At 73.1% G+C, this 26,657-nt stretch carries 10 protein-coding genes; 1 reads left to right on the forward strand and 9 read right to left on the reverse strand.

Annotation, left to right across the window (positions count from 1 at the left end; translation table 11 throughout):
* Positions 1-28: 28 nt before the first annotated feature.
* The 9 genes from ACLF6P_RS07810 to ACLF6P_RS07850 form a co-directional block, all read right to left on the reverse strand.
* The gene (locus ACLF6P_RS07810) at positions 29-13,822 is read right to left on the reverse strand and encodes an amino acid adenylation domain-containing protein (protein WP_415949103.1); all 13,794 of its coding nucleotides are present in this window, start codon (positions 13,820-13,822) and stop codon (positions 29-31) included.
* A 98-nt stretch (positions 13,823-13,920) separates the two neighbouring features.
* A complete protein-coding gene (locus ACLF6P_RS07815) occupies positions 13,921-15,126 on the reverse strand; it encodes an alpha/beta fold hydrolase (protein WP_415949104.1) in 1,206 nt (401 codons plus the stop codon).
* A 144-nt stretch (positions 15,127-15,270) separates the two neighbouring features.
* Positions 15,271-16,227, reverse strand: coding sequence for a chlorinating enzyme (locus tag ACLF6P_RS07820; protein ID WP_415949105.1), 957 nt, complete (start codon positions 16,225-16,227; stop codon positions 15,271-15,273).
* A gap of 10 nt (positions 16,228-16,237) precedes the next feature.
* Positions 16,238-18,043 carry an amino acid adenylation domain-containing protein gene (locus ACLF6P_RS07825; RefSeq protein ID WP_415949106.1) on the reverse strand — a complete coding sequence of 602 codons (1,806 nt, stop codon included), beginning with the start codon at positions 18,041-18,043 and terminating at the stop codon, positions 16,238-16,240.
* A gap of 37 nt (positions 18,044-18,080) precedes the next feature.
* Complete coding sequence (locus ACLF6P_RS07830) at positions 18,081-19,055, reverse strand: DUF6039 family protein (RefSeq protein WP_415949107.1); 975 nt, start codon at positions 19,053-19,055, stop codon at positions 18,081-18,083.
* A gap of 199 nt (positions 19,056-19,254) precedes the next feature.
* The gene (fabD, locus tag ACLF6P_RS07835) at positions 19,255-21,849 is read right to left on the reverse strand and encodes an ACP S-malonyltransferase (RefSeq protein WP_415949108.1); all 2,595 of its coding nucleotides are present in this window, start codon (positions 21,847-21,849) and stop codon (positions 19,255-19,257) included.
* Positions 21,846-22,670, reverse strand: coding sequence for an enoyl-CoA hydratase-related protein (locus ACLF6P_RS07840; protein ID WP_415949109.1), 825 nt, complete (start codon positions 22,668-22,670; stop codon positions 21,846-21,848). Before ACLF6P_RS07840 ends, fabD begins: the two co-directional genes overlap by 4 nt.
* A gap of 2 nt (positions 22,671-22,672) precedes the next feature.
* Positions 22,673-23,905 (reverse strand): hydroxymethylglutaryl-CoA synthase family protein, encoded by a 1,233-nt coding sequence (locus ACLF6P_RS07845; protein ID WP_415949110.1) that lies wholly within the window; start codon positions 23,903-23,905, stop codon positions 22,673-22,675.
* On the reverse strand, positions 23,902-24,921 hold the full coding sequence (locus tag ACLF6P_RS07850) for a DUF6039 family protein (RefSeq protein WP_415949111.1): 1,020 nt from the start codon (positions 24,919-24,921) through the stop codon (positions 23,902-23,904). The genes ACLF6P_RS07845 and ACLF6P_RS07850 overlap by 4 nt, the downstream gene beginning before the upstream one ends.
* A 333-nt stretch (positions 24,922-25,254) precedes the next feature.
* On the opposite strand from ACLF6P_RS07850, the gene ACLF6P_RS07855 reads away from it, so the two are divergent.
* On the forward strand, positions 25,255-26,523 hold the full coding sequence (locus ACLF6P_RS07855) for a cytochrome P450 family protein (RefSeq protein ID WP_415949112.1): 1,269 nt from the start codon (positions 25,255-25,257) through the stop codon (positions 26,521-26,523).
* Positions 26,524-26,657: the final 134 nt, after the last annotated feature.

Below are 26,657 nucleotides of genomic sequence, written 5' to 3' on the forward strand. Positions count from 1 at the left end.
GGGCGCGAGGTCCTGTGAGGACAGGGCCTCAGCGGACCGGGCGGAAGTCGAGGGCGAGCAGTGAGGTGGACGGCGAGGTGCCGCGAGGCTTCGCGGCGGGCTGCGGGACGACCGTGCGGGGCCTCGGTTCCGGCGCGGCTGCCTGCGCGGGCCCGGTGCCGTCGACGGGGCGTTCCAGCCAGTGGCGGCTGCGCCTGAACTGCGGGGGCGGCAGCGGGGAACGGGACGGCGGCGTGGGACGCAGCGCGGGGTCGAGGCCGCTGAGGACGGCGTGTGCGTTGGTTCCGCCGAGTCCGAAGGCGCTCACCCCGGCGACGCGTGTGCGGCCGTCCGTCTCCCATGCGCGTGCTTCGGTGCACGGGAAGAACGGCGAGGCGGCGAAGTCGAAGCGCGGGTTGGGGCGTTCGCAGAACAGGGTCGGCGGGATCGTGCCGTGCTCGATGGCGAGGACGGCCTTGATGAGTCCCGAGATGCCGGCCGCGCTGAGCAGATGCCCGATGTTCGACTTGACGCTGCCGATGGCGCAGTAGCCGCTGCGGTCGGTGGACTCGCGGAACACATCGGTCAGGGCGCGCAGTTCCATCGGGTCACCGATCATGGTGCCGGTGCCGTGCGCCTCCACCAGGCCGACCTCGTCGGCGGTGCGTCCGCTCATCCGCAGGGCGCTGCGGATGACACGGGACTGGGCCGCGGGGTTGGGGGTGGTCAGGCCCATCGTGCGGCCGTCGTTGTTGACGGCCACCGCGTCCACGACCGCGCGGATCCGGTCGCCGTCGGCGAGGGCCCGGGCCAGCGGCTTGAGCAGCACCAGGCCGCAGCCTTCGCCGGGTACGAAGCCGTCGGCCGCGTGGTCGAAGGTGGCGCAGCGCCCGGAGGGCGAGAGGGCGCGCGCGGCGCTGAACTCCAGGTAGGGCTGTTCGTCGAGGAGTACGTCGACCCCGCCGGCCAGCGCGTACTCCGACTCCCCGGCGAGCAGGCTGCGGCAGGCCGTCTGCACCGCGACGAGGGCGGAGGAGCAGGCGCTGTCGAGGACCACGTTGGGGCCGTGGAAGTCGAAGTGGTGGGCGACCCGGGCGGCCACGAAGTTCTGGTCGCCGCCGAGCCCGGCGGCGCCGGAGCGGATGCCCGCACGTGCGGAGTAGTGCGACATACGGGCGCCGACGAACACGCCCACGTCGAGGCCGCGCAGTTCGGCGTCCTGGTATCCGGCATCGCGCAGGCAGCGCACCGAGGTCTCGAGGACCAGCCGGACCGCCGGGTCCAGGCAGTCCGCCTCCTCGTCGGTGAGTCCGAAGTAGCCGGCGTCGAAGTCCTCGATGCCGTCGAGGAATCCGCCCCACTTGCTGATGCTGCGTCCCGGCCGGTGCTCCGGCTCGTACAGCCCGCGATGGTCCCAGCGCGAGCGCGGCACCTCGGTGACGGCGCAGTCGCCGGCGGCCAGGTTGCGCCAGAAGGCGGCGGCGTCGGGGGCGCCGGGGAAGGCGCATTCGAGGCCGATGACGGCGATACGGGTGTCGGGGGCCGGGGCGGGGTCCGTTGCGGGGGCGGACATGGGACCCGCTGCCGATGCGGGCGCGGGGTCCGGTGCCGGGGCGTGCCCGGCGCCTGCCGCTGTGTGTCCCGCGTCCGGTGCCGGTGTGTGCCCTGTGTCCGGCGACGGGCTCGCGTCCCCGGTGGGCGGCGCGGGCGGGGCGGTGTCCTGCGGGCCCCATCCGGCGAGTTCGGCGTCGAGCTGTTCGATCGTCGGGTGGCTGAGCAGCACGGTGGGCTCCAGGTCGCGGCCCGTAGTCTCCTCGATGCGCCGCACCAGCTCGCCCAGCATCACCGACTCGACGCCGAGTTCGTCGAAGAGCGCGGTCGGGTCCAGATCGGGGAGCGGGATGCCGAGCTCCTCGGAGAACAGTTCCATCAGCCAGGACGAGGGCCCCGAAGGCGTCGCGGACACGGCCTGGTCCTCCTCTCGTACGGTGGGCGTCACTTCCGGTCGTACGGTGGGCGTCACTTCCGGGACCTGCCTCGCGCCGGCTTCGCGCACTGCCGGTCCGGCGCCGAGGATCCGGTCCGGATCGAATCCGTCCAGCGGCGCCACGGGCACGACCTGGGCCACCTCGTTGCCGGGCTGCTGTGCGAGGGCGAGGACCTGCTCCAGTGCGTCGAGTGCTTCCGTGTTGTCGAGCGAGCCGAGCCCGGCCGGGGCGCAGGAATCGGCGTGGTGCACGCCCATGCCCGCCTCGCGCCAGCTGGGCCAGTTCACCGAGCAGTACGCGGTGTTGCCGCTGCGCACCTGGTGCCCGGCGAAGAGGTCGAGCCAGGCGTTGGCGGCGGCGTAGTCGCTCACTCCTGCACCGAGCCGCGGCACGAGTCCGGCGGCCGAGGAGGCCAGGACGAAGAAGGCCAGCGGGTCCTCGGCGCAGGCCTCGGCCAGCGCGCGTGCCCCGTCGGCCTTGGGGCCGAAGGCCGCCCGCAGCTCCTCGGGAGTCTTGTGGACGAAGGCCGGCCTGCCTCCGGAGGACACGCCCGCGCAGTGGATCACTCCGCGCAGCTCGCCGAGTCCCCTGCGGACGGAGCCGAGGAAGCGGTCAAGTGCCGTACGGTCCGTCAGGGACCCGCCGTACACCAGGACTTGCGCCCCGGCGCGTTCGAGGCTGCGGACCTGCTCCACGAGCGAGGCGATGCCCTCGGGCAGCCCAGCAGCCGACCAGCGGTGCCGTTCGGGCAGCTCGCGGGTGCCGAGGAGGGCGAGTTTGCGGGCTCCGCGCTCCACGAGGCGCTGTGCCGTGAGCGCTCCGATTGCTCCGGTGCCCCCGCTGATCACGTACACGCCGTGCGGGTCGAGCCGCGGCGGGGCGGCGGCGGGCAGGGTGAGGGGTGCGAGGCGGGGGCGCAGGCGCAGGCCTTCGCGCCGGGCGAGTTCGGGGTGCCCGTCCGTGGCCGCGTACTCCTCGGCGATCAGGTCGGCGGCGGCACGCGGCCGTCCGGCGGCCAGGTCCAGGTCGAGGACGGTGGCGTGGACCCTGCGGTGTTCGGCTCCCAGCATCCGTACGAACGCGGCCTGTTCGGCGCCGGCGAGGGTGCTGTCGGTGTTGTCGGTGCTGTCGGCCTCCGCACCCCCCAGGGCGGGGCCGGTGAGGCCGTGGGTGGCGAGGAGGATCCGCAGCTCCGCTCCCGGGCGGCGCGCGATGAGCCGTTGCAGGGCCACGATGCGTGCCGTCCACGGGACGGGGTCCGGCCCCGGTGCGGCCAGGTCGCACAGGTCGACGATGCCGCGCAGGTCCGGGTGGCGGTCGAGCAGCTGGTCGAGCACCTCGGCCGCGCTCTGGTCGTCGTAGAAGCCGGGAGTACGGCCTTCGGGGGCTCCGTCCTCCAGGACGAGCAGCACCCTGCCCGAGCCGAGCCGCTCGGCCAGCGCCTTCGCGGTGTCCTCGGCCTCCGCCCGGTACAGGCAGACGACGGTGCCTTCGACGGGGCCCGCCTCCGGCGCGGGTGCGGGCACCCAGGTCTTGTGGTGGAGGACGGTGTGGGAAGTGGGGTCGGTGGATGCCTCGGCCTCGGTCTGCTCCGCCGCGGCCGTCGGCGCGTCGGGGCCGGAACCGACGGGCGGCTCGGCGTGGTCGGCGTGGTCGGCGTGGTCGGCGGAGGTCCCGGGTTCGGTGAGCTCCGCCGGGGCCGCCGCGTGGGCGGTCCGCTCGGCGGCCGTCGCGGGCCCCTTGGCGGCCGTCGAGCCGGGCGTGCCGGAGGCGGTGGTCGCCGGGGGTGCGGGCAGCCAGTAGCGGCCCTCCGCGAACGGGTACGAGGGCAGCGAGGTGAGACGGCCCGGGTAGGCGCGGGCGTGCGCCTCCCAGTCCACGGATCCGCCCGCGACCCAGTGGCGGCCGAGCTCCGCGAGCGTGGCGGTCTCCGCGGCCGGGAGTCCGGGCCCCGCTGCCCCGGCCGGGGCACGGCCACGCAGCACCCCGTCCCGTACGCCCCGGGTGAAGTCGGTGAGTGCGGACCGCAGTTCGGCCACGGTGGACGCCACCACGGCGAGCCGCTCGCGCTGCTCCTCACGGCCCGTCTGCAGGGTGTACGCGAGGTCTTCGAGCGCCACGTCGTCCGCGAGGCGGCCGGCGAGACGGCCGGCCAGCTCGGTCAGCCGCTGCTCGTCGTGGGCGGAGAGCACCACGAGACGCGGCCCGGCTGTCCCCGCGGCGGCCACGGGTGGCGCCACGTACTCCTCCAGGACCACATGGGCCCCCGCGCCGCCGGCCCCGAAGGAGCTGATCCCGGCCCGGCGCGGGCCACCGCCCGGCGGGGCGGGCCAGGGCGCCGGTTCGCGCTGCACGGTGAAGGGGCTGCGCGCCCAGTCGATGTTCGGGTTGAGCCGCTCCGCGTGCAGCGAGGCCGCGAAGCCGCGGTGCCTCAGCTGCAGCAGCACCTTGGTCAGACCGGCGATCCCGGCCGCACCCTCCAGGTGTCCGATCTGCGATTTCACGCTCCCGATGGCGCAGGAACCCGCCGGCACACCGCCGAACGCCCGGTGCAGGCCGTCGATCTCGACCGGATCGCCGAGCTCGGTGCCCGTACCGTGTGCTTCGAGATAGCCGAGCGTGTCCGGTGCGATGCCCGCGCGGCGCAGCGCGTCGGTGACCAGATCTCCCTGCGAGACGGGGTTGGGCACCATGTAGCCGTTGGCCTGGCCGCCGTGGTTGACGGCGGTGCCGCGGATCACGGCGTGGATCCGGTCCCCGTCGGCGATCGCCCGGTCCAGCGGCTTCAGGAGCACCGCGCCCACGCCCTCACCGGGCACGAACCCGTCACCGTCCGCGCCGAAGCTGCGGCAGCGGTGGTCGCCGGAGGCCATGTGCAGCCGGGCCTGCTGGCGGAACTTGTGCGGGTGCAGGGAGAGGTTCACGCCGCCCGCGAGGGCGACCTCGCATTCGCCGCGGCGCAGGCTCTCCACGGCCAGATGGACGGCGGTCAGGGACGAGGAGCACATGGTGTCCACGGCCATGCTGGGGCCGTTCAGACCGAAGACGTACGAGACCCGGTTGGCGATGCCCGCCGGGCAGGCGCCCGCGTCGTCCGTGCCGCCGGTGCGGGCGGCGCGTTCCACGGCCAGGTAGGGGTACTCGTTGTACATGCTGCCGACGAAGACACCCACGTGCGCGTCGTGCCGGCGGCGCAGCCTGCTGCGGGAGTAGCCCGCGTCCTCCAGGGTCTCCCAGGTGACCTCCAGGAACAGGCGCTCCTGCGGGTCCATCAGGGCCGCGTCGCGCGGGGTGATGCGGAACAGGAGCGGGTCGAAACGGTCGACGTCGTCGAGGAAACCGCCCCACATGAGGCCCTCGGGCCAGCCGGGCCAGCGCCGTGCCGCGGGGAGCTCCCGTATGCAGTCGCGGCCCTCAATGAGGTTCTGCCAGAAGGTGTCCAGGTCCGGGGCCTGGGGGTAGCGGCCCGCGATGCCGATGATGGCGACGGGGGCTGAGGGCCGGGGGCTGTCGGGGGCGGGTGACTCCTCCGTCGTGGCGGTGGGCTGCCGTACTTCGGCCGAGGCGAGCGGGTCGGGGCCCGTGGCCGTCCGCGTGGACGAGGCTCCGTTCGCCCACGGGGCGTCCGGCCGGTCCTCCAGTTCCGCCGCGATCGAGGCGAGATCGCCGTGCGCGTAGCAGAGCGTGCGCGAGACGCGATCGGTGAAGTCCAGCTCCAGGCGGTCGTTCAGCCGTGCCACCACATACGAGCTGAGCCCGTACCGCTCCAGGGGCGTATGCGGGTCCAGGTCCTCACGGGCGATCCCGGAGGCCTCCGCGTAGGCGTCGAGGAGGTAGTCCACGGCGGCCTGCGCAGGGCTGGCGGATGCCTGGGGGGCATTGGCGGTACGCGCTGTGGGTGCCGTGGTCGTACGCGTCTCGGGGTCCGTGGCCGTACGCGTCGCAGGTGCCGTGGTCGTACGCGCTGCGGTTGCCGTGATCGTACGAGCCGTGGAGTCCGTGGTCGTACGCGCCGCAGGGGCCGCGGGCCCGGCCACCGGCCGGCCCGAGCGCGGCGGCAGCGGCAGTCCGGTCCGGCGGGCCTGCGGCCCCCAGGCCGCCTGCCAGTCCACGGTGTGCCCGGCGGTCCACAGCGTGACCGCGGCGTCGAGCGGCTGCGGAGCGCACACCGCACCGCCGCGCTCCGTCCCCGTCCCCACCGTCAGCGCGGGATGCGGCCGGTCCGCGAGGAAGGCGTCCAGCGCGTCGGTGAGCTCACCGAAGTCGCGGCAGAGCACGGCGAGTCGGTGCGCGAGGGCGCGGCGTCCGGTCTGCAGCGTGAAGGCCACATGCGCCAGGCGCGGCGGCTCCAGACCAGCCGCCCACTCAGCCGTCCGCGCGCGCAGGGCGGCGGCAGCCGCGGCGAGTTCCTGTTCGCTCGCGCCGGAGAGGATCACCGCCTGCTGCAGGGGCTTGGGGTGCGGCCGGGCGCAGGCCGGGACCGCCGCGGCGGCGCGCACCACCGCGTGGGCATAGGAACCGCCCGCTCCCACCGCGTTGACCAGGGCCCGGCGCGGTGCCTCGCCCTCCGGGGCGGGCCAGACCTCGGCGCGGTCCACGATCTCGACGGGCAGTTCGTCCCAGTCGACGAGCGGCGAGCGCTCGGCGGCGAGCAGGGTGGGGGCGAGTTCCTCGTGTTCGAGCTGCAGCAGCACCTTGATGAGCTGGGAGAGGCCCGAAGCCGCCTCCAGATGCCCCAGGTTCGGCTTCACGGTGCCGGCCCGCACCCCGCCGCTCCCGCCGAACACCGCGGCCAGCGCATCGAGTTCGGCCGCATCGGACAGGGCCGCTCCGGCGGCGGCGCACTCGGCGTAGCCGATGTCGGCGGCATCGAGGCCCGCGGTGTGCAGCATCCTGCGCAGCGAGTCCGCGAGCCGGTCGGCATCGGGTGTCCCGAAGCGCGCGGTACGGCCGGGGTGTCCCGCCGCGGTCGCCTCCACCACGCCCCGTACCCGGTCCCGTCGTGCCTCGCCCGCACGCCGCAGCAGCACCGCGGCCGCGCCCTCGCCCGGTGCCCAGCCCGCCGCGTCCGCGCCGAGCACCCGCGGATCGCCGTCGGCGGCGAGCAGTCCGGCCTCGGCGAGCAGACGCAGGTGGTACGGGTGCGAGACGAGGTTCACCGCGGCGACCACCGCCGCATCGCATTCCCCGCGGCGCAGGCTCTCGGTGGCGAGGTTCAGCGCGGTCAGCGAGGAGGAGCAGGAGGTGTTGACGGCCAGGCTGGGGCCGTCGAAGTCGAAGACGTGCGAGATGCGGTTGGGGATGTCCGCCGCGAGCGCCGAGATACGCGCCTGCCCGCCGCCCGACCACTCGTCGCTGCCGGCGATCTGGTGGTCCTGCCACATCACGCCGACGAACACGCCGACCCGGCCCGCCTCGCGGCGCAGGGACTGCGGGGTGTGCCCGGCGTCGTCGAGGCTGTCCGCCACGGAGTGCAGCAGGAGCCGCAGCTGCGGGTCGAGCAGTTCGGCCTCGGCGGGCGAGACACCGAAGCGCAGGCCGTCGAAGGAGGCCGTGTCGTCGAGATAGCCGCCGGGGGGTGCCTCACCCAGTTCGGCGGCGCGATGCGCGGGCACCGGCCCGATGGCGGTGCGGCCCGCGCGCAGGTTCTGCCACAGCTGCTCGGGGGTGTCGGCACCGGGCAGCCGGCAGCCGATGCCCAGGACGGCGGCGGCGGTCGCGGACGGCGCGGCGGCCTGGACGGCCGGGGTCGGGGTGCCCTGGAGGACTGGAGCGCTCTGGACGGCAGGGGTGCCCTGGAGGACTGGAGTGCTCTGGACGGCAGGGGTGCCCTGGAGGACTGGAGTGCTCTGGACGGCAGGGGCGCCCTGGAGGGCCTCGGTGGCCTGCGCGGCCGGAACGTCCTGCGCGGCCGACCGCGTACCCGATCCGTCCGTACGGGCGTCGGCGGACGCATGGTGCGGCGCGGGCGCCTGCGGCCCCTCGGCCACCGGCTCGACGGCACCGGCCAGGAAGGAGTGCAGGAAAACGTGCCCTTCGTCGAGGCCGAACTGCCCGCGGATGCTGTCGAACGTGAGGGTGCCGATCGGGCACAGGCCGATCCCGGCCGTGGCCTGCCCCGACATCAGCAGTTGCCCCATGTAGCCGGCTTCCAGGGTCAGGAAGTGCTCGGCGACGTCCTGGTACAGCGGGGCGATGCCATGGCGCTGGCCTATCAGGTAGATGCCGAGTCCGGCCCGGTCGAAGACCGGCCGGTTGTAGTAGAAGTGGATCGAGCGGTCGATGCGCGGCGCGGCGTTGACGAGGTGCAGGGCGTGTTCGCGCGGCTGGTAGTAGTAGACGCCCTCGGCGAGTCCGTCCACGGCGCCGGGCTTGACGTGGACGTAGGTCTGGACGGCGTACGTCTCCCCCGCCGACGGGTACAGGAAGGCCGCGCGGCCGTCCGCGTGGGCCTCGGCGAGGAGTTCGAGGAGCCGGGCGAGCGAGGCCCGGTCGAGCGGCCGGTCCAGGAAGTCGCGCTTGCTGGAGCGGCGCGTGTAGCGCTCCGGCGCGATACCGGTACGCGGGAGGCTCAGGCGCTGCTCCCCGGGCCCGATGCGGCGCAGGTTCCAGGCGGCCCGCTTGAAGGCGTCCCGCTCCTCGGGCGAGAACATGTCCACGGGACCGGGGGTGTTCGCGCCCGGCTCGGGCACGCCGTCCCCGTCCGCGGAGGGCGCCTGGTGCTGCGGTGCGTCCGTCCCCGGCGCGTCCGTCCGCGGCACGTCCGTCCGCGGCACGTCCGACTGCGCCTCGTCTGCGGCGCTCGCCGCGTCCGCCCGTACGACCGTCTCCACACTCGCACCCGACCCCACGCCCACGCCCGCACCGCCCGACAGGTACCGCGCGATCCCCGCCGGAGTCGGCGCCGAGATCAGCGCCCCGACCGGAACCCGCCGGCCGAAGCGCCGCTTGAGCGCGGCGGAGAGCTGCACCATGGTGAACGAGGTCGCCCCCGCGTCCCAGAGGTCCGCATCGGGGTCGAGACACTCGACACCCAGGACCTCGGCCACGATGCCCGCGACGTCCTCGGCACCCACCGCCGACGCCACAGGTGCGGCAGGAGCCGCCGGAGCCGCAGCCGCAGCCGCCGGGGCCACCGGAGCCGCAGCCGCCAGGGTTGCCGGAGCCGTGGCCGCCGGGGCGGTCACCGCCGCAGGCTCCGCCGCCTGGGCGGGCGGCGCCTGCGTCGAGCCCTCCGGCGGCGGCCAGGGAAGCGCCGCGCGGTCCAGCTTGCCGTTGGCGGTCGCCGGGAACGAGGCGAGGAACACCACCGTGTTGGGGACCATGTACGGCGCAAGCGTCTGTGCGGCGTGCCGCCGCAGCTCGGCGCCGGCGGGCGGCTGCCCGCGCTCCGCCACCACATAGGCGACGAGCTTGCGGTCGTCGCCGTCCGGCTGGGCCAGCACGACCACGTCCTGTACACCCGCGTGGCTCCGCAACCGGTGCTCGACCTCACCGAGTTCCACGCGGAAGCCGCGCACCTTGACCTGGTGGTCGGTGCGTCCGAGGATCCGCAGCGTGCCGTCCGGCTGCCAGGAGGCGCGGTCGCCGGTGCGGTACATCCGCTCCCCCTGATCCGCGGCGAACAGATCGGGCAGGAACCGTTCCTCGGTCAGCCAGGGGCTGCCCACGAACCCGTCGGCGAGGCAGAGCCCCGCCGTGTAGAGCTCTCCCTCCTGGCCGACGGGACAGGGCTGGAGCGCTTCGTCCAGGACGTAGTGCCGTGTGTTGTCGATGGGTTTGCCGTACGGGATGCTGCGCCAGCCCGGATCCACCGCGCCGATCGGATGCCAGACCGACCAGACCGTGGTCTCGGTGGGTCCGCCGAGGCTGATCACCTCGGCGGCCGGGAACGCCGTGCGCACCCGGTCGGGCAGGGTGAGCGGGATGAAGTCCCCGCTGAGGAAGACCCTGCGCAGGCGGCCCGCGCCCGGGTGCCCCGGGCAGCGGTCGAAGTGCTCGGCGACCTGGGCGAGGGTGGTGGGGGCGGAGTTCCAGAACGTGACCGGTTCTTCGAGCAGTGCGTCGAGCAGCAGTTCGGGATCACGCTGCTGCTCCTCGTCGGCGAGATACAGCCCGCCGCCGCGGCCGAGCACACCGAAGAGGTCGAACACGGAGAGGTCGAAGCCGAGCGAGGTGACGGCGAGGCCGAGGTCATCGGGGCCGAAGTCGAAGGTGCGGTGGGCCCAGGCGAGCAGGTTCCGCACCGCCCGGTGCGGCACGGCCACCCCCTTGGGGGTCCCGGTGCTGCCGGAGGTGAACAGGATGTACGCGGTGTCCGAACCGTCCGCGGAAGCCACGGGACTCTCCGCGGAAGCCACGGAACCGCCTGCGGAGGCCACGGGCTTCTCCGTGACGGCGGCGTCCGCTCCGATCCGGTCGACCTCCAGGAGTTCCACACCGCTCGGCGCTTCCCAGCCCTCGGAGTCGGAGGTGCTGAGCACGAGCGAGGTGCCGGCGAGCGTGAGGATCTCGGCCGCCCGTCCGGCGGGCAGCCAGGGCTCCACCGGCACATACGCGGCCCCGGCCTTGAGCACGCCGTACACGGCGGCGACCATGTCGGGGCCGCGCCGGATCCGTACGCCCACGGTGGCTCCGGGGCCGGTGGGCCCGAGCTCGCGCACGCGGCGCGCGATCCGGTCGGCGTACCGGTCGAGCTCGCCGAAGGTCATCCGGCCGCCGCCGCGCCAGCGCAGCGCGACCGCCTGCGGGTCGAGGTGCGCCCGCTCCTCCAGGAGCAGATGCAGCGGGCCGCTCCCGGTGAGCGGGACTTCGGTGTCGTTCCAGGTCCGCAGCACCAGTTCCCGCTCGTGAGCCGTGAGGCGGGCCGGGCGCATCGCGCCGAGTTCCTCGGCGACGGCGGTGAGCGCGTGCTCGAACCGGGCGAAGAGGCGGTCGAGCAGCTCCTCGGAGAGGTCGGCCGTGACGACGTCCCAGCAGTAGCGCAGTTCGTCGCCCTCGATCACCGGGATGCAGTCGATCGAGCAGCCCGGGGTGCTGGTGAGCCAGGGACCCCGGCGTACGCCTTCGGGCAGCGGATACGCGGTCATGTCGACGGCGCCCGTGTAGACGACCGGGTACGGCAGTTCGCCGCCGTGACCGCCGCCCGCGCCCGGCCCGCGCCGCCGCAGCGCGGCGAGCGCCCCGCCCGCGGCGCCCGCGTCGAGATCGCGGCGGGCGAGATCGCGGTAGTGGGCGGCGCGGCCGAGGCGCGGCAGCGTGGAGTCGGCGGCCGTCATCCAACTGAGCAGGGAGTACTCGCCGGGCCGCGCGGGCTCCGGCTCCTTCGGCCAGAGCACCACGGCCAGGGCGTACGGGTCCGGGCAGACCTCGGCCAGGGCCTCGTCGAGGCAGGCGAGCAGCAGGTGGTCGGCGTCCAGGCCCTCGCGTGCGGCGAGCGCCGAGAGCCTGCGCCAGCCGTGCAGGGTCCCCGAGCGGCGCACCACGCGCCGTGGGCCGCCGGGTCCTGGCGGCAGCGCGGGGCCCGCGGGCAGTGAGGCGAGACGCTCCTTCCAGTACGCGGCCGAGTCACCGGCACCGGCGGCGGTGTGGGCGGCGACGGGGCGCGGGCTCGCGTCGGGGTCGGCGTACAGGCGCAGGAGTTCGCGGAAGAGGCGGTGGATGCTGGGGGCGTCGGCGAGGACGAGGTCGAAGGCGCAGTGGACGGTGGAGGTCCGGTCCGTATCGCGGGTGACGCGCAGGTCGAAGTGCGGCCGGCGGCCGATGGCGAAGGGCCGTCCGGTCATCTCCTCGCGGATCGACTCCCGTACCGCCTCGGCGTCCTGGCGGCCGCGCAGGTCGATGACGGGGAAGTGCCAGGGTGCGGGCAGCCGGTCGAGTATCTCCAGTCGGCCGTCGGCGCCGATGCCGGTACGCAGCACCTCGTAGCCCTCGGCCAGGCAGAGCAGGGCCCGGGCGAGGCGGTCGGGGTCGAGGTCGTCGACGTGGAAGCTCTGGTAGCACTGGCAGCCCTGTGCGGTCTCCGCATCGGTCTGGGCGGCGAAGCGCGCCACGATGTACGCCTGCTGCACCTCCCCCGGGGCCCGCCGCACGGCCGGCTGTGTGGCGCAGAGGGCGAGCTGGTTGGCGAAGTCCGCGAAGGCGGTCTCCGGCACGCCGGGCGCGAAACGGTCCTCGACGACGTCCCAGCGGAAGTGCAGGGCGCCGTCCTGCTCCCACATCTGGTGGTCGAGGGCGATCTCGGAAGTCTGGCTCACGCCGTACGTGAGGGCGGCGCCGAATCCGCCGGCGACGCCCTCGCCGGGGCCGACGCCGAGCAGGCTGGTGAAGACGACGGCCGGGGCGGGCGGCTGCACGCCCGTGCGGGCCCGCAGTTCACGCAGCACCTCGATGCCGGAGACCGCGCCGTGACGCAGCGCCTCCCACAGCTGTTCGTGCAGGTCCTGGGCGGTCTCGTCGAGCGGCTGCCCGGTGGTGGGATCGGCCACGAGCAGGGCTGTGGAGGTGAAGGGGCCGACCAGGAGCCCGGCATCGGCGCCGATGCGCGGCCGGTCGCTGGTGGTGACGGCGAGCGAGAAGGGCCGCGCTGTCCCGTACCGGGCCAGGGTGCCGGTGAACACGGCGAGGACGAGGGAGGTGGGTGAGACCTCCAGGCGTGCGGCCAGGGCGGTGAGTTCGGCCCACTGCGCGGGGTCGAGGGTGGCGTCGAGGGGGCGGCGGCGCGGTGCCCGGAGTTCCCGGTCGAGGACGAGGGAGGGGCCCGGGGGCAGCTCCGCGAGCCGGTCCGCCCAGTGGTCGAGGTCCGCCCGGTGGCCGGGGCCGCTGCGCTGGGCGGCGAGGTCGAGGACGCAGTCGCGGACGGTCGTGGCGGGCTCGGGCAGCGGCCGGTCCGGGTGTTCGTACAGCTCCTGCCACTGCTGCAGGAGCAGGGCGTAGCCGTGTGCGTCGGTCAGGAGGGTGTCGAGGCCGAAGTGCACGAGCCCCTCGCCGTCCGGCCCGCGGGTCACCTCGACGGCGCCCATCGGCCAGCTGCCGGGCAGGTGGTTGCGGTGGGACATCCGAGCGCGGACGGCCGCGACATGCTCCTCGTGCGCCGTCGGGCCGGCCTCGGTGAGGTCGTGGACGGGGACCTCCCAGAGCGAGGGGCCCCGGCGTACCTGCTGGGTGCCGTCCTCGTCGATGACCGTGCGCAGCATGGCGTGGTGGTCCACGAGCCGCTGCCAGGCCGCGGTGAGCCGTTGGACGTCGAGTCCGGGGAGCGTCAGTTCGCGGTACAGGTGGCAGCCGACGGGGTCCGGGGAGGTGTCCTCGTCCTTGGCCACGAGGTAGGCCTGCTGCAGGGGGGTGAGCGGGAAGGGCTCGTGGTGCCGGGGGCCGGTGGGCGAGTCGGTGGTCCCCGTCGAGGGCTCGGTTCCGGACGCTGTGGTCCCGGTCGGGTCCGCGATCCCAGTCGGGTCCGCGGTCCCGACCGGGGTGGTTGCCCCCGTCGCGTCCGTCGCCTCCGCCCCGCCCCGCTCCTCGGCCACCCGCGCCGCCAGTTCGTCCAGCGAGGCGCCGCCCAGCCACTGCGGCGGCAGATCCACGCCGAAGGAGCGCTTCAGCTCGACCCACAGCCGGGTGGTCTGCAGGGAGCCGAAGCCGAGATCCCGCAGAGGTGCGCAAGCACGACCGTCGTCCGACGACGCGCCCTCGGACCGCCCGTCGTCCGGCAGCCCGGCCCCGGACCGCCCGTCGTCCGACGGCCCGTCCTCCGCCCGCTCCGGCACGATCTCCGCAAGCAGGCTCCGCAGGGCCGCCCTGAGCTCGCCACTGCTCCGCCCGGCCGTCTCCGCGGGCCGCTCCAAGGTCTCGCTCATCGCCTTTCACCTGTTCTGTGTAGGGGAAGTGAGGGAACGGCCGCACGAAGGCGGCGGGTCCGGCCCTAGGGCGACTTTCGAAACACGCCCTACGGGACTCAGCCGGCTGTCCGGGAGGTCACCCGGGCCAGGAAGTCGACGGCGAGCGCGCCGACCGCGCCGCCCATCGTGAACAGCGAGATGTGGTCGCCGGTCGGCTCGACCCTGAGCTCGGCCTCGGGCAGCCGCTCCGCGACCCAGCGGGAGCCCGCCGGATCCGCCGTGCTGTCGTCCTCGCTGGTGACGACGAGCGCGGGCTGGGTCACCCCGGCGAGCATGCCGCGTACGTCGATGTCGGTGATCGGGCCGTTGACCCGGCAGTAGCGGTAGAAGAGTTCGGGTGTCGCGTAGGGATACAGCACGAGGTGTGCCATCCCGGGCGGCAGGCTCGAGATCATCGTCTGCACGAAGACGGACTGCACCGAGGCGGCGGTGTCCCGGTCCCCCGCCGCCATCGCCATCAGCGCCTGCATGTTGCGGTGGTGGTCGGCCTTGGGGCAGTCCTCGCCGAGTTCGTACGCGCCGTGCCAGAGGCTGAGCGAGGAGACCCGCTCCGGCCGGGCACCGGCCGCGGCGAGGGCGATGACGCTTCCGCCGCAGAATCCCATCACATGGGCGCTCTCGATCCCGCAGTGGTCCATCACGGCGAAGACGTCCGCGGCCTGTGCCGCGGTGTCCTGGCCCAGGCTGTCGAAGTCCTCCGCGCCGCCGAAGAGTCCGCGGCTCTCCCAGGTGACGACGTGGTGGTCACGCGACAGGAGCTCGATCCACGGCTCGCACAGTTCGGCGGGCATTCCGCAGGCCGAGGCGAGCACCACGGCGGGGCGGCCGGGTTCACCGGCCTCGTACACCGGCAGCCGGGCCCCGTCGAAGGAGACGGCGTCGGTGGGGCGGCGGTGGCGTCCGAAGCTCTCGGCCGCCACCCGCGCCGCCGCCTTGCGGGCCTCGGCGACCGCGGCCGGCCGGTCTTTGGCGGTGATCGGGCCGAGGGCCGCGAGACGGGCCGGGAGATCGAGGTGCTCGGCCATCACCCGCTCGAAGACGCCCTCGTCCGCCGTGTCACCGGCCGCGGTGAAGTCGAGCCCGGGTACGTCGAGTTCGGCGGCGACCGCGTCGAGCACCGCCGCCGCGGATGCGGCTTCCGCACCGGGCCCGAGCCCGGTGGTCAGCCGGGCGCCGGATCCCAGCGCCCGCGCCAGGGGGCGCAGGGACAGCATCGCGCGGGCGAGTTCCGTCACCGCCCTTCCCGCCTCGTCACTCAGCATGTCCGCAGTCCTCACTCTCTTCGTCGGCCTTCATCGGCTTCATCGGCTTCATCGGCTTCATCGGCTTCATCGGCTTCGTCGGGCAGGAGGGGAACCGGTCAGGGCCGAGGGGGACGGCCCTGACCGGCCGGGGGAAGGGGCCGCTCAGGGCCTGCGGAAGGGGTGTCCGGTGGTCGTCTCGGTGGCCAGGCGGTTGTGCGGCTCGGGGGTGCCGGAGACCAGTACGGAGCCGTAGCGTTCGAGCGAGACGGAGCCGCCGTACTCGTCGATGACGTCCGTGTCCGGGTAGACCTGCACGGCGGTCGGCACATACCGGCCCGCGAAGCCGAGCCGCATCTCCTGGGTGCGCCCGGCGTGCGGCAGCGAGGCGTGCATCAGCGTGGACCAGAACATGATCGCCTCGCCGGGGCGCATCACCATGGAGACGGCGTCCGACTCCTGCGGCTTCCAGTCCGGGTCGATCTGCAGCTCCCGGTAGTCGTAGCCGAAGAAGCCGCGGCGGACGCCCTCCTTGTCCTCCTGGTTGATGCTCTCCGGGCGGTACTCCATGCGCTTGGTCTCGTCGTAGCGCATCCGCTCGTGGGTGCCGGGGATGAACTGCAGACAGCCGGTCTCCTCGTTGGCCTCGGTGAAGGCCGTCCACACGGTGATGGTGCCGCCGAACTCCTTGACCTCGTCGGGCCAGACGATCTGCGGCTTGCCGGAGGCGTTGGCGAAGGTGTCCGCCTGGTGCCAGTCGGTGCCCTCGTCACCGGGGTACTTGGGGAAGAACTCGCTGCGCCAGCAGAGCACGTCGGGGCCGAGGACGCTGTTGACGCGCTGGGTGATCTCGGGCCGGCCGATGTGGTCGGCGAGGAAGGCGTTGTCCAGGTGGCGGTCGTAGTTGGAGATGTTGGTGTTGCCGGAGGTGGCCGCCTCGTCCTGGTAGACGGCGTGGGTGCGGTCCATGAGGCGCAGGCGCTCGCGGCGCCATATCGCCTTCATCTCCTCGATCTCGTAGACCTTGAAGGGGCCGTGGAAGCCGTTCTCGTGGAAGGCCTCGAGCTCCTTCGGGGTGAGGGAGAAGCCGCGTGCGGTGCTGACGTCGTCCTGGATGGTCATGCTCGTCCTCCTACTTGCGGGCGGCGGTCTGCGCGTCGACGCAGCCGGCCAGCTGGTTCACGGTCGCTTCGTCCAGCTCGGCCCCGGTCAGGCTCAGGCCGTAGCGCTGGTTGACCAGCGCGATGATGCGGGTGAAGGCCAGCGAGGTGACGCCGGCCGAGAACAGTTCGTCATCGCCGCCGAGACCGTCGTTGCCGCCGAGCACCTCGGTGACCAGGCGCATGATCTCGGTGCCGGTGGCGGTGAGTTCGCCGCCGCGGCCGCCGGCCGGGAAGGCCTCGTCGTACGGGAGCAGATCGAGCGCGCGCCGGTCGGCCTTGCCCTGCGGGGTCAGCGGCACCTCCGGTACGAGGCGGTACGCGGAGGGGCGCATGTACTCGGGCAGGGTCCGGGCGGCGAGCTCGGACAGCTCGTTGGCGAGGGTCCGTACGGTGACGGCCTGGGCGCCGGGCGGCGGGACCAGGTAGGCGAGGATGCGGACATCGCCCTCGCCGTGGTCCTCGGGGGTGACGATGGCCGTGGCCACGTCCGCGTGGGTGGCGAGGAGCCGTTCGATCTCGCCCGGTTCGATCCGGTAGCCGCGGATCTTGACCTGGTCGTCGGTGCGCCCGAGGTAGGCGTAGCCGCCGTCGGCGGTGCGCTTGGCGAGGTCGCCGGAGCGGTACCAGCGCTCGCCGTCGTCGAGGGTGCGGAAGCGGTCCTCGGTCAGGTCGGGGCGGCGCAGATAGCCGCGGGCGACTCCGGTGCCGCCGACCCACATCTCGCCGGGGGCCCCGTCAGCGGCCTCTTCGCCGGCCTCGTCGAGGAGCCTGATCCGTACGCCGGGCAGCGGGACGCCGATGGGCGAGGCGTCCGGCTCGTCCAGGTCGGCCTCCCGGATCCGGCGGTGGGTGACGTGCACCGTCGTCTCGGTGATGCCGTACATGTTGACCAGCTGCGGCCGGTCGTCGCCGTAGGCGGCGAGCCAGGGGCCGAGCTGCTTCACGTCGAGCCGTTCGCCGCCGAACATCACCAGCCGCAGCGGCAGTCCGGCACGCTCGTGCTCGGCCTCGACGGCGGCGAGGCCGCGGAAGGCCGAGGGGGTCTGGTTGAGGACGGTCACGCGTTCGGCGGCGAGCAGCTCGCGCAGCTGCTGCGGGGAGCGCGCTGTCTCGGTGGGGACGACGACGAGGCGGCCGCCGTGCAGCAGGGCGCCCCAGATCTCCCAGACGGAGAAGTCGAAGCTGACGGAGTGGAACAGGGTCCACACATCGTGCTCGTCGAAGCCGAAGAGTTCGCGGCCCTGCTCCATGAGGGCGACGACGTTGCGGTGTTCGACGAGGGTGCCCTTGGGGCGGCCCGTGGAGCCGGAGGTGTGGATGACGTAGGCCAGGCTGTCGGGACCGGCCTTGGGCAGAGCGGTGGCGGAGCCGTCGTCGCCTTCGCCGTCCGTGCTGTCGATGAGCAGCACCGGGACATCAGCGGAGGCGACCGCCTCGGCCGTCCGGCCCAGCGCGAGCACCAAGTCGACCTCGGTGTCGGCGAGCAGGTAGTCGAGGCGCTCGGCCGGGTAACCGGGGTCGAGGGGCACATAGCCCGCCCCGGCCTTGAGGATGGCGAGCAGTCCGACGACCAGCTCGGTGGAGCGGTCGGCGCACAGCCCGACCAGACCGCCCGGGCCCTTGCGGGCGGCGGCGATCCGGCGGGCGAGCCGCTCGGCGCGGGCGTCGAGTGTGGCGTAGTCAAGGTGCTCGGTGCCGCAGGTGACGGCGGTGCGGCCGGGGAACTGTGCCGCCCGCTCCTCGAATATCTCGTGCAGGGTCCTGCCGGAGTGCATGAGGCCTCCCTCGGATGCCGGTGGTTCGCGGACGGGGTCAGTCGGATTCCTGGGACGCCTGGAGGTCCTGGTCACGGGTCTTGGTCGCGTACATCCCCCAGTGCTGGGGGGTGAGGGCCAGGTCCTGGAGGGTGCTCTGGACGAACATCCGCTCCCAGCCGCCGCCGCCCTTCTCCTCGGGGATCCACTGCTTGGTGAAGACCTCGCGGGCGGCCTCGTCGGTGCGGGCGCGCAGGCCCATGAGGTTGTAGTACGAGGCCGGCGACTTGAGGTGGATGAACCAGTGGATGCGGTCGGAGAGGCCGAAGGCCTCCTCGTACAGGAAGATGGAGCCGTGCTCGCCGAGCGTGCGGTTCCAGTTCTCGGTGAGGGCGCGGGCGAACTGGCGGCCCTCGGCACGGAATTCGTACTTCAGCTCGCCGGTGCGGTGCATGAGCAGGCCGCAGGTGGTGGAGTTGAGGGTCTGCTCGGGAAGGCCGGGCGCCTGGTGCTGGGCGGTGGGCACCGCGAGCTTGGCGAGCTGGCCCTCCGCGCCCTCGACGAGGGTTTCGGGCTCCTGGTCGGAAGTGCCGTACATCCCGAAGCTCTGCGGGATGAGCACGGTCTCGCGCAGTTCGCCGTCGAGGAACATCCGGTCCCAGGAGCCGCCGCCCTTCTCCTCCGGGATGCGGTTGCGGAACATGACCTCGCGCCAGCCCTCGTCCTTCGTGCCCATCTGGACGAGGGTCTCGTAGGCGTCGAGGGAGGCCATGTGAAGGAGCCAGTGCAGCTTGTCCTTGGTGCCGAAGGTCTCCTCGTAGACGAAGACCGAGGCGATACCGACGTACTTCTGGTTGATGTACTCGGAGAGGTCACGGGCGAACTGGCGGCCCTCGTTGCGGAATTCCGCGCGCAGCTGGCCGGTGCGTTCGACGATGATTCCGGAGTTCCCGGAGTGCAGGATTTCCGTGGCCGGCAGGGAGGTCTGCTGCCTTGCGACGGGCAGCACGAACGGGTCGGGGGAATCAGCCATCACGGCACTCCGATCGAAGGGGACGCGGTCCATGGGAGGGGTCTCTCGCATTGCTCTCGGGTTGCTCTTGGAAAGCTCCGGGATTGCTCCTGGATTGCGGACTCCGGTTCACGGAGCCGCACGAGATACGCGCGAGATACGCATGAGTGTTCTGGCGACGAACAGAAGTCAACTGCACCGCGGGTGCGGCAGCAGCTCACTATTGAGCGAGTACGGAAAGGCGTTCGCCCATGATTTCGGCGGCGCCGTCCATGAGGTACGCGGCGATGGCGTCGACGTCCCGGCCGCGCCAGTCCTCCAGGGCCGTGCCCTGGACGCAGCGGTTGAAGGCGCCGATGGCGGGGCCGGTGTGGATCTGGAAGTTGACGCGTTCGGCGGCCTCGCCGGCCAGGGCGGCGCGGGTGGAATGCGCGAAGTACCAGCGGAAGACGAGCGCCATCCGCTGCCTGGGGCTGCGCTCGGCCTGTTCGACCAGATGCGGGCGGCCGGTGTCGAGGTAGTGGCGGCGGGTCAGCTCCCAGACCTCGTCGAGGCCGCGCCGGAAGCAGGACTCCTCGATGCTGCGGCGCGCCGCGGGATCCAGCCCTTCGAGGCTCTCGAACTGCTGGTACAGCTTGCGGAGTTTGTTGCCGCGGGCCGCGAACAGCGTGCCCTTGCGCAGGACCTGGACCTGGGCGCCGAGCTCGAACATGTCGCCCGCGGGGGCGTAGGCCACGTCCTGGACATCCGCACCGGCGAGCATGTCCTTCACCAGGTCGGACGTACCGGCCTGGACTGAGCACTGGTTGACGGAGCCGGTGAGCGCGAAGTCGGCGCCGAGGACGAAGGCGGCGGCGAGGCTCTCCGGGCTGCCGAGCCCGCCGGCCGCGCCCACCCGTACCGCGCGGGCGGCCGGGTGCTGAGCGGCGACCGTACGGCGCAGGCGAAGCATGGCGGGCAGCAGGACCTGGGCGACGCCGCCGTCGGTGTGGCCGCCGGAGTCGGCCTCGACGCACAGGTCGCTCGCCATCGGCAGCTCGCTCGCGGCTTCGGCCTCCACGGACGTGAGGGCGCCCTCCTCGACCAGGCGGCGCACGACGTTCTCCGGGGCGGGGCGCAGGAAGGCCTCGGCCACCTCGGGCCGGGAGACCTTCGCGATCACCCGCCGCGGGGACACCGCCCTGCCCTGCCGGTCACGGTGCGCGCCGCTGAGCCGGTAGCGCACGAGGGCGGGGGTGAGCCGGGTGAACCCGGCCGCCTCCACGAGGCGCACGTCATGCCGGAGATACAGGCGTACGGTCGCCTCCTCCAGGCCCGGATCGTCCAGCGCGTGCAGCAGGTTCATCCCGAAGCCGCCCCCTGGCCCGAGCTCGCGGCCCAGGAGCCGCAGGGCCTCCTCGACCCGCTCCAGGCGGAGCCCGCCGGCGCCGAAGCAGCCGAGCAGACCTGCCCTGGCCATCCGCAGGACGAGGTCGGTGGAGGCCACGCCCTTGTACATGGACCCGGCGACGTAGGCGAACCGCACGCCGTACTCGGCGCGGAACGCGGCCGATCCGAGCTGCTCGGGGTGGATCCTCGGGGTGGTTGGGGTGGTTGGGGTGGTTGGGGTGGTTGGGGTGGGCGAGGCGAGCGGCCGGGTGGCTGCGGCTGCTCCCGGGGAGCTGTCGGCCGTCACAGCGTCCGGCTGTGGGATGCCGGGGGCCGCTGGGTCGGGGGCCGCGGGGCCAGGGGCTGCGGGGTCAGGAGCTGCGGGGTCAGGGGCCGCTTGAGCCGTCGGCGCCTCTGCCACCGGCGCTTCACGCCCCGGCGCTCCAGCAACCGCCGCACCCGCCTCCGGACCCGCCGTCCCCGTACCCGCCACCTCCGGGCCCGCCACCTCCGGGCCCGCCACCTCCGGGCCCGCCACCTCCGGCCAGGCCTCCCAGTCCTCGCGGGAGGACTTCCACAGGCCCGTGAGCACCGTGCCCGGGCCCAGTTCCGTCACCTCGTCGATGCCGTGCGCCCGCAGATGGCCCATCGTCTCGCGCCAGCGGACCGAGCTGCGGATCTGCTCGGCGAGCAGACCGCGTACGGACTCGGCGTCGGCGGGGTACGGGCGCGCCGTCACGTTGGCGATGACCGGGACGCGGGGTGCGGCGAAGTCCACGGAGCGCAGGAAGCGAGCGAACTCCTCGGCCGCCGGGGCCATATAGCGGGAGTGGAAGGCGGCGCTGACGCCCAGCGGCACGCAGCGGGCCAGCTTGCGCGCCTTCACCAGCTTCGCGAAGGCGTTCAGGGAGTCCACCGGACCCGAGAGCACCAGCTGTTCGGGCCCGTTGTAGTTGGCGACGTCGATGTCGTCGGCGCCCGCCTCCGCAAGCAGCCCCGGCACCTCGACCGCCCGCGGCCCGACCACGGCGCTCATGCCGCCGCCCTTCGCCTCCCCCATCAGCTCCCCGCGCCGCGCGACGAGCCGCAGCCCGGTGGCGAAGTCGAAACAGCCCGCGGCGAGCAGGGCGTTGTACTCGCCGAGGCTGTGCCCCGCGAGAACCCCGGGCGCCGCGCCCTGCTCGCACCGGTCGAGCCACGCCAGTGCGTTGATCACGTACAGGGCGGGCTGGAGATAGCGCGTCTGCCCCAGCTGCCCGTGCGGATCCTCCAGACACAGCTCGCGTACACAGAAGCCGAGGATGCCCTCCGCCTCCTCGACCGGGCCGGGATGGCGCTCGAACAGCCCGGCCCCCATGCCCTTGCGCTGCGCGCCCTGGCCGGGGAAGACCCATGCGCCGCCGGTCGCGGGGAGTCCGCCGACGGGTGCCTCCTGCACTGCGGTCATCGCCGGGCCTCCCAGGGAAGTCGCTGGTGCTGCGCGAAGTCCTCCAGGCGGGCGCGTACGCCGTCGGAGGTGATCAGCCGGGCGAACTCCTCGACCGCCGCCCGCTCGTGCTCGTCGGTGAGGAACCACTGCCGCCGGTAGTACCGCTTGAGATCGCCCAGGGTGGTCCCGTCAAGCTTCGAGCTGCGGAAGGCGAGGCGGCGCACCAGCGGCTCGGGGTCATCGGCCACCTCGTCGACGAGCTGGAAGGAGGCCGCCCGCTGCGCGTCCACCGGCTGGGTGCTCAGCGTCATGGCGTACGCCTTCTGGAAGCCGGTCCTGCGGATCAGGAACGGCGCCACGCAGCAGGGCAGCAGCCCCCACAGCGCCTCGGGCAGACTGAAGCGGCTGCGCTCCGTCGCGTAGACGAAGTCCGCGGCGGCGGCGAGTCCGACCCCGCCGCCTGCGGCCTGCCCGTCGACCTTGGCGACGACGATCCGCGGCACGGTCGTGAACCGGCGCAGCAGCCCGAGAAAGCGTTCGGCGCCTTCGCGGGCCGAGGCCTCGTCGGGCAGTTCGGAGCCGCCCGCGTCCACGAGGTCCATCCCGGTGGAGAACACCCCGCCGCTGCCCTCGATGACGACGAGCCGGCAGTCCTCGCCCGCCTCGGCGAGATCGAGCGCGGCGTGCAGCTCGGCGATGAGCACCGGATCGATGCTGTTGCTGCGCTCGGGCCGGTGCAGTGCGACCCGCAGGATGCCGGGTTCCCGGGAGACCCGCAGCGTGCGGAAGCCGGCGGCCTGCGCGCCCCGCCCGGTCCCGGCAGGAGGGCTCGGTGACATGGTCAACTCCATCGGTAGCTGCGGTGGAATCCTTCGATCCGGTCGAGTACGAGCAGGCCGCGGCCGTCGAGGGCCGCGTCGTAGACCTCCCGGTAGGGGGCGTGGTCGAAGACCTGGTCGCGTACCCCGGCCATGGCGAGCCGGGTGTGGCCGGCGAGGTTCTCGTACTGGCCGAAGGTGAGCGGCAGCCGCGCGTCGAGCGCCGCGCCGATCTTGCGTTCGGCGAGCTGCTCCTGCGCCCGGCGGGTGACGACCCCGCTGAAGAACTCGGAGGTGCAGCCGGAGCCGTAGGAGAAGAGGCCGATCCTGCGCGGCGCGGCGAAGTCGCCGTGCTCGATGAGCGAGCACAGCGCGACGTACAGGCCGGCCGAGTAGGTGTTGCCCATGCGCGAGCACCATGCGAGGGAGGGCGCGAGCCGCCGGGTGAAGTCCTCCTCGATCACCGCGGATCCGGCCTTCGCGGCCCGGCGCAGGAGCTGGCGGTGCGCACCCTTGACCATGCCGGCGAACGGGGTGTGGAAGGCCAGGTAGTCGAAGGTGGTCATCAGGTCCGCGCCTTCGACCCGGTCCCGGTAGTCGGTGAACGAGGACTCCAGGCACTCCAGATACGCGAGCAGCGAGACGTCGGAGTCGCCCGCGGCGAGGTCGGCCCGGGGGCGGCAGGTGTCCATCACCTCGAAGCTGTGCAGGCCCACCGCGCCCGGGTCGAGGGCGAGTACGGCGGGATCCTCGCCGAGCAGCATGGCTACGGCACCGGCACCGTGCGAGGGCTCCCAGTACGGCATGTCCGTGACCTCGCCGCCGGCGTCCGCGGCGATCACCAGCGCCTTGGCGCCGGGGACGGCGGAGGAGGCGAGCAGGCCGAGCCCGGTGCGCAGCGCGGCGGTGCCGCCGTAGCAGGCGTGCTTGACCTCGAAGGAGCGGCAGCGCCTGGACAGGCCGAGCTGGTCGTGCACGTAGGCGCTGAGCGGTTTGCCGAAGTCGAGGCCGGACTCGGTGCCGACGACGACCGCCTCGATCCGACCGCGCTCCTCCGGAGTGAGCGCGTCCACCAGCGGTTTCGCCGCGTTCACGGCGTTGCTGACGGGGTCCTCGCAGGGCAGGTTGACCGACTTCTCGCTCATCATCAGGTTGTCGAACCTGGCCGTGTCGAGGCCGCGGGCCTCGAACAGGGTGCGGGACTCGATCATGGCGCGGCCGGTGTAGACGTTGACGGCCTCGATGCCGGCGCTCACGGCTTCGTGCCCTCGGCATCGGCGGTGCGGATGCCCTCCGTGCCGGAGCGGCTGTCCTCGGCGCCGGCGGTCCGCCCGCCCTCGGTGCCGGTGCGGCGGTGTACCGGGACCCACAGGGTGTCGCGCTGGCTGCCCTCGATGAGGGTGTTGTGCCAGACGGCACCGCCCGCGGACTCGGGCAGCCGCTGCGATGCCCGCAGGGCGCGCAGCCCCTGGTCGCCGCGCTCCAGTTCGAGCAGCCGGTGGTAGACGTCGAGCGAGGCGGCGTGCAGCAAGAGGTGCAGGGTGTCCTGCTGGCCCCACATCTCCTCGTACAGGAAGGCGGTCAGCTCGCCCTCCAGGGCCTTGTTGACGTAGCCGCACCACTCGAAGGCGAAGACCCTGGCCTCCTCGCGCAGCGCGTAGGGCACGCGGAAGGTGCGGTGCACGGTCAGGGCGGAGTTGACCGAGTTGAGGAGGCGCTCGGCGGGGAGCGTGGTCTGGTGGAAGGCGGCGGGCTGGAAGGTGTCGCCGGAGTGGTCGTGGTCGTCGTGCTCGTCGTGCTCGTCATGGGCGCTCAGGCCGTGCTGCGGGCAGATGATCGTCTCCGACATGCTGCCCTCGACGAACATCCGCTCCCAGTTGCCGCCGCCCTTGCGCGGCAGCCGGTTGCGCTGGGAGACGTCCCGCCACGTGTCGCTGTGGTCGACCATGTCGAGCATGCGCGCGTAGTCGTCGGGGCGCTTGAGGTGGAGGAGCCAGTGCAGGCGGTTGTGGGTACCGAAGAGTTCCTCGAAGTGGAAGATGGAGATGTAGCCGGCCTGCTTGGAGTTGATCAGTTCCACGAGTTCCGAGGAGAAGTCGAGTCCCTCCTCGCGGAATTCGTACTTCAGCTGTCCGACCCGGTGGATGAGAATCCCCGCGTCGGCCGAGTTCAGCAGCTGCTCCTCCGGTACGGAGGTCTGGTGGCGGGCCGGCCGGAATGCGGCGGGGCGGCTGCCCGCCGCGGGTATCTCGTTTTCCAGCGACACGGACATACGGGCTCCCCTTGTGTTGGATTCCTGAATTCCACCTTGCCGACAGCCGTTCCCGGGCGGAGCACGCCGCCGGAGGGTCCGGCGCGGTCACGTTAAGGGCGCACGACGGCGGCCTCTGCTCATTTCTGCACGGTCCGCGCCCGGCGAAGGTGCCCGCACGGCCCTCGGCGGCTCTGGCGGGAAGCCGGTCCTGAAGCGGAGCCCGGCCGTGTTCACCACCGATGTGCGGCCGTGCTCAATTTGGAGCAGACGGCGCCGCGCCACGCCCCGGACCATCGAGCGGCCGAACGGCGCTCGAACGTTCATCGCGCCCGTATCCGATTGGAGCCCCAGATGACGCCGTCCCAGCAGAGCGCCGAGGAGCCGCCCGTCCTGCCCACGGGCCCCCGCGTCGATCCGTATCCGATGTACGCCGAGATGCGTGAGCGGACCGTGGTGCAGCACGTCAAGGAACCCAACGGCCTGGAGCGCTGGCTCATCCTCAACTACGAGCAGGCGCGGGACGCGTTCACCGACGAACGGCTCTCCAAGGACCCCAAGAAGGCCTACGAGAAGCTCCGCAGCGCCGGTTACGTCACCAGCGACAAGGACGACAAGGCGGACTACCTCTACCACCTGCTCAACACCGATCCGCCGGACCACACCCGGCTGCGCCGCCTGGTCGGCAAGGCCTTCACCATGCGACGCGTGGAAGCGCTGCGTCCGCGCGTCGAGGAGATCGCCGACGGTCTGATCGACCGGATCGCGGCCCGCGGCTCGGCCGACCTCGTGGAGGACTTCTCGCATCCGCTGTCCGTCGCGGTCATCTGCGACATGCTGGGCGTCCCGGCGGAACGCCGCAGCGACTTCCGGGTGTGGGCCACCGCGATGCTGACCGCCCCGGACCAGGTGGACGAGAACACCATGGGCCCGCAGGAGGGTTACGCCCTGATGCGGGAGTTCTTCACCGCGCTCCTCGCCGAGAAGCGCGCCGCACTCGGCGAGGCGGACGGCGCCGCCGCCCAGCCGGATGTGCTCAGCGGGCTGATCGCGGCCCGGGACGCCGAGGACCGGCTCAGCGAGACCGAGCTGATCTCCACGGCGATGCTGCTGCTCAGCGCGGGCCAGGAACCCACGGTCAACCTGATCAACAACGGGATGCTGGCGCTGTTCACGCATCCCGGCCAGATGGAGCTGCTCAGGGACAAGCCGGAGCTGCTGGTGACGGCCGTGGACGAGTTCCTGCGCTACGACCCGCCGGTGGAACTGTCCACGATGCGGGTCGCGGTCGAGGACGTGGAGATCGCGGGGACCGTCATCCCCGCGGGCTCCGTGGTCACCGCCGCCATCGCCTCGGCGCACCGGGACCCCGCGGAGTTCGACCGTCCCGACGAGCTCGACGTGACGCGCGCCCACAACCCGCACCTGGCCTTCGGCCATGGCATCCACCACTGCGTCGGTGCGCCGCTCGCCCGGCTCGAAGGCCAGGTGGCGGTCGGGGCGCTGCTGCGCAGGCTGCCGGACATCGCGCTGGGCTGCCCCGCCGGGGAACTGACCTGGCGCCCCACCCGCATCATGCGCGGTCTGACCGCGCTGCCCGTGGTGTTCACACCGCAGACCTGATCCGGGACCGGAAGCCCGTACCTCGGCCTTCGGGCCGGACGCCCACTCCGCGGGCCCCGGCCCGGACGCTCACCCCGGCAGCCCGGGGACCGGCGCAGGCACTTCCCCCGCACGCCTGAGCCGGCCCCCGGCCC

This window comes from Streptomyces lothianensis (assembly GCF_047779955.1).
In the GTDB taxonomy this organism is placed as follows: Bacteria; Actinomycetota; Actinomycetes; order Streptomycetales; family Streptomycetaceae; genus Streptomyces.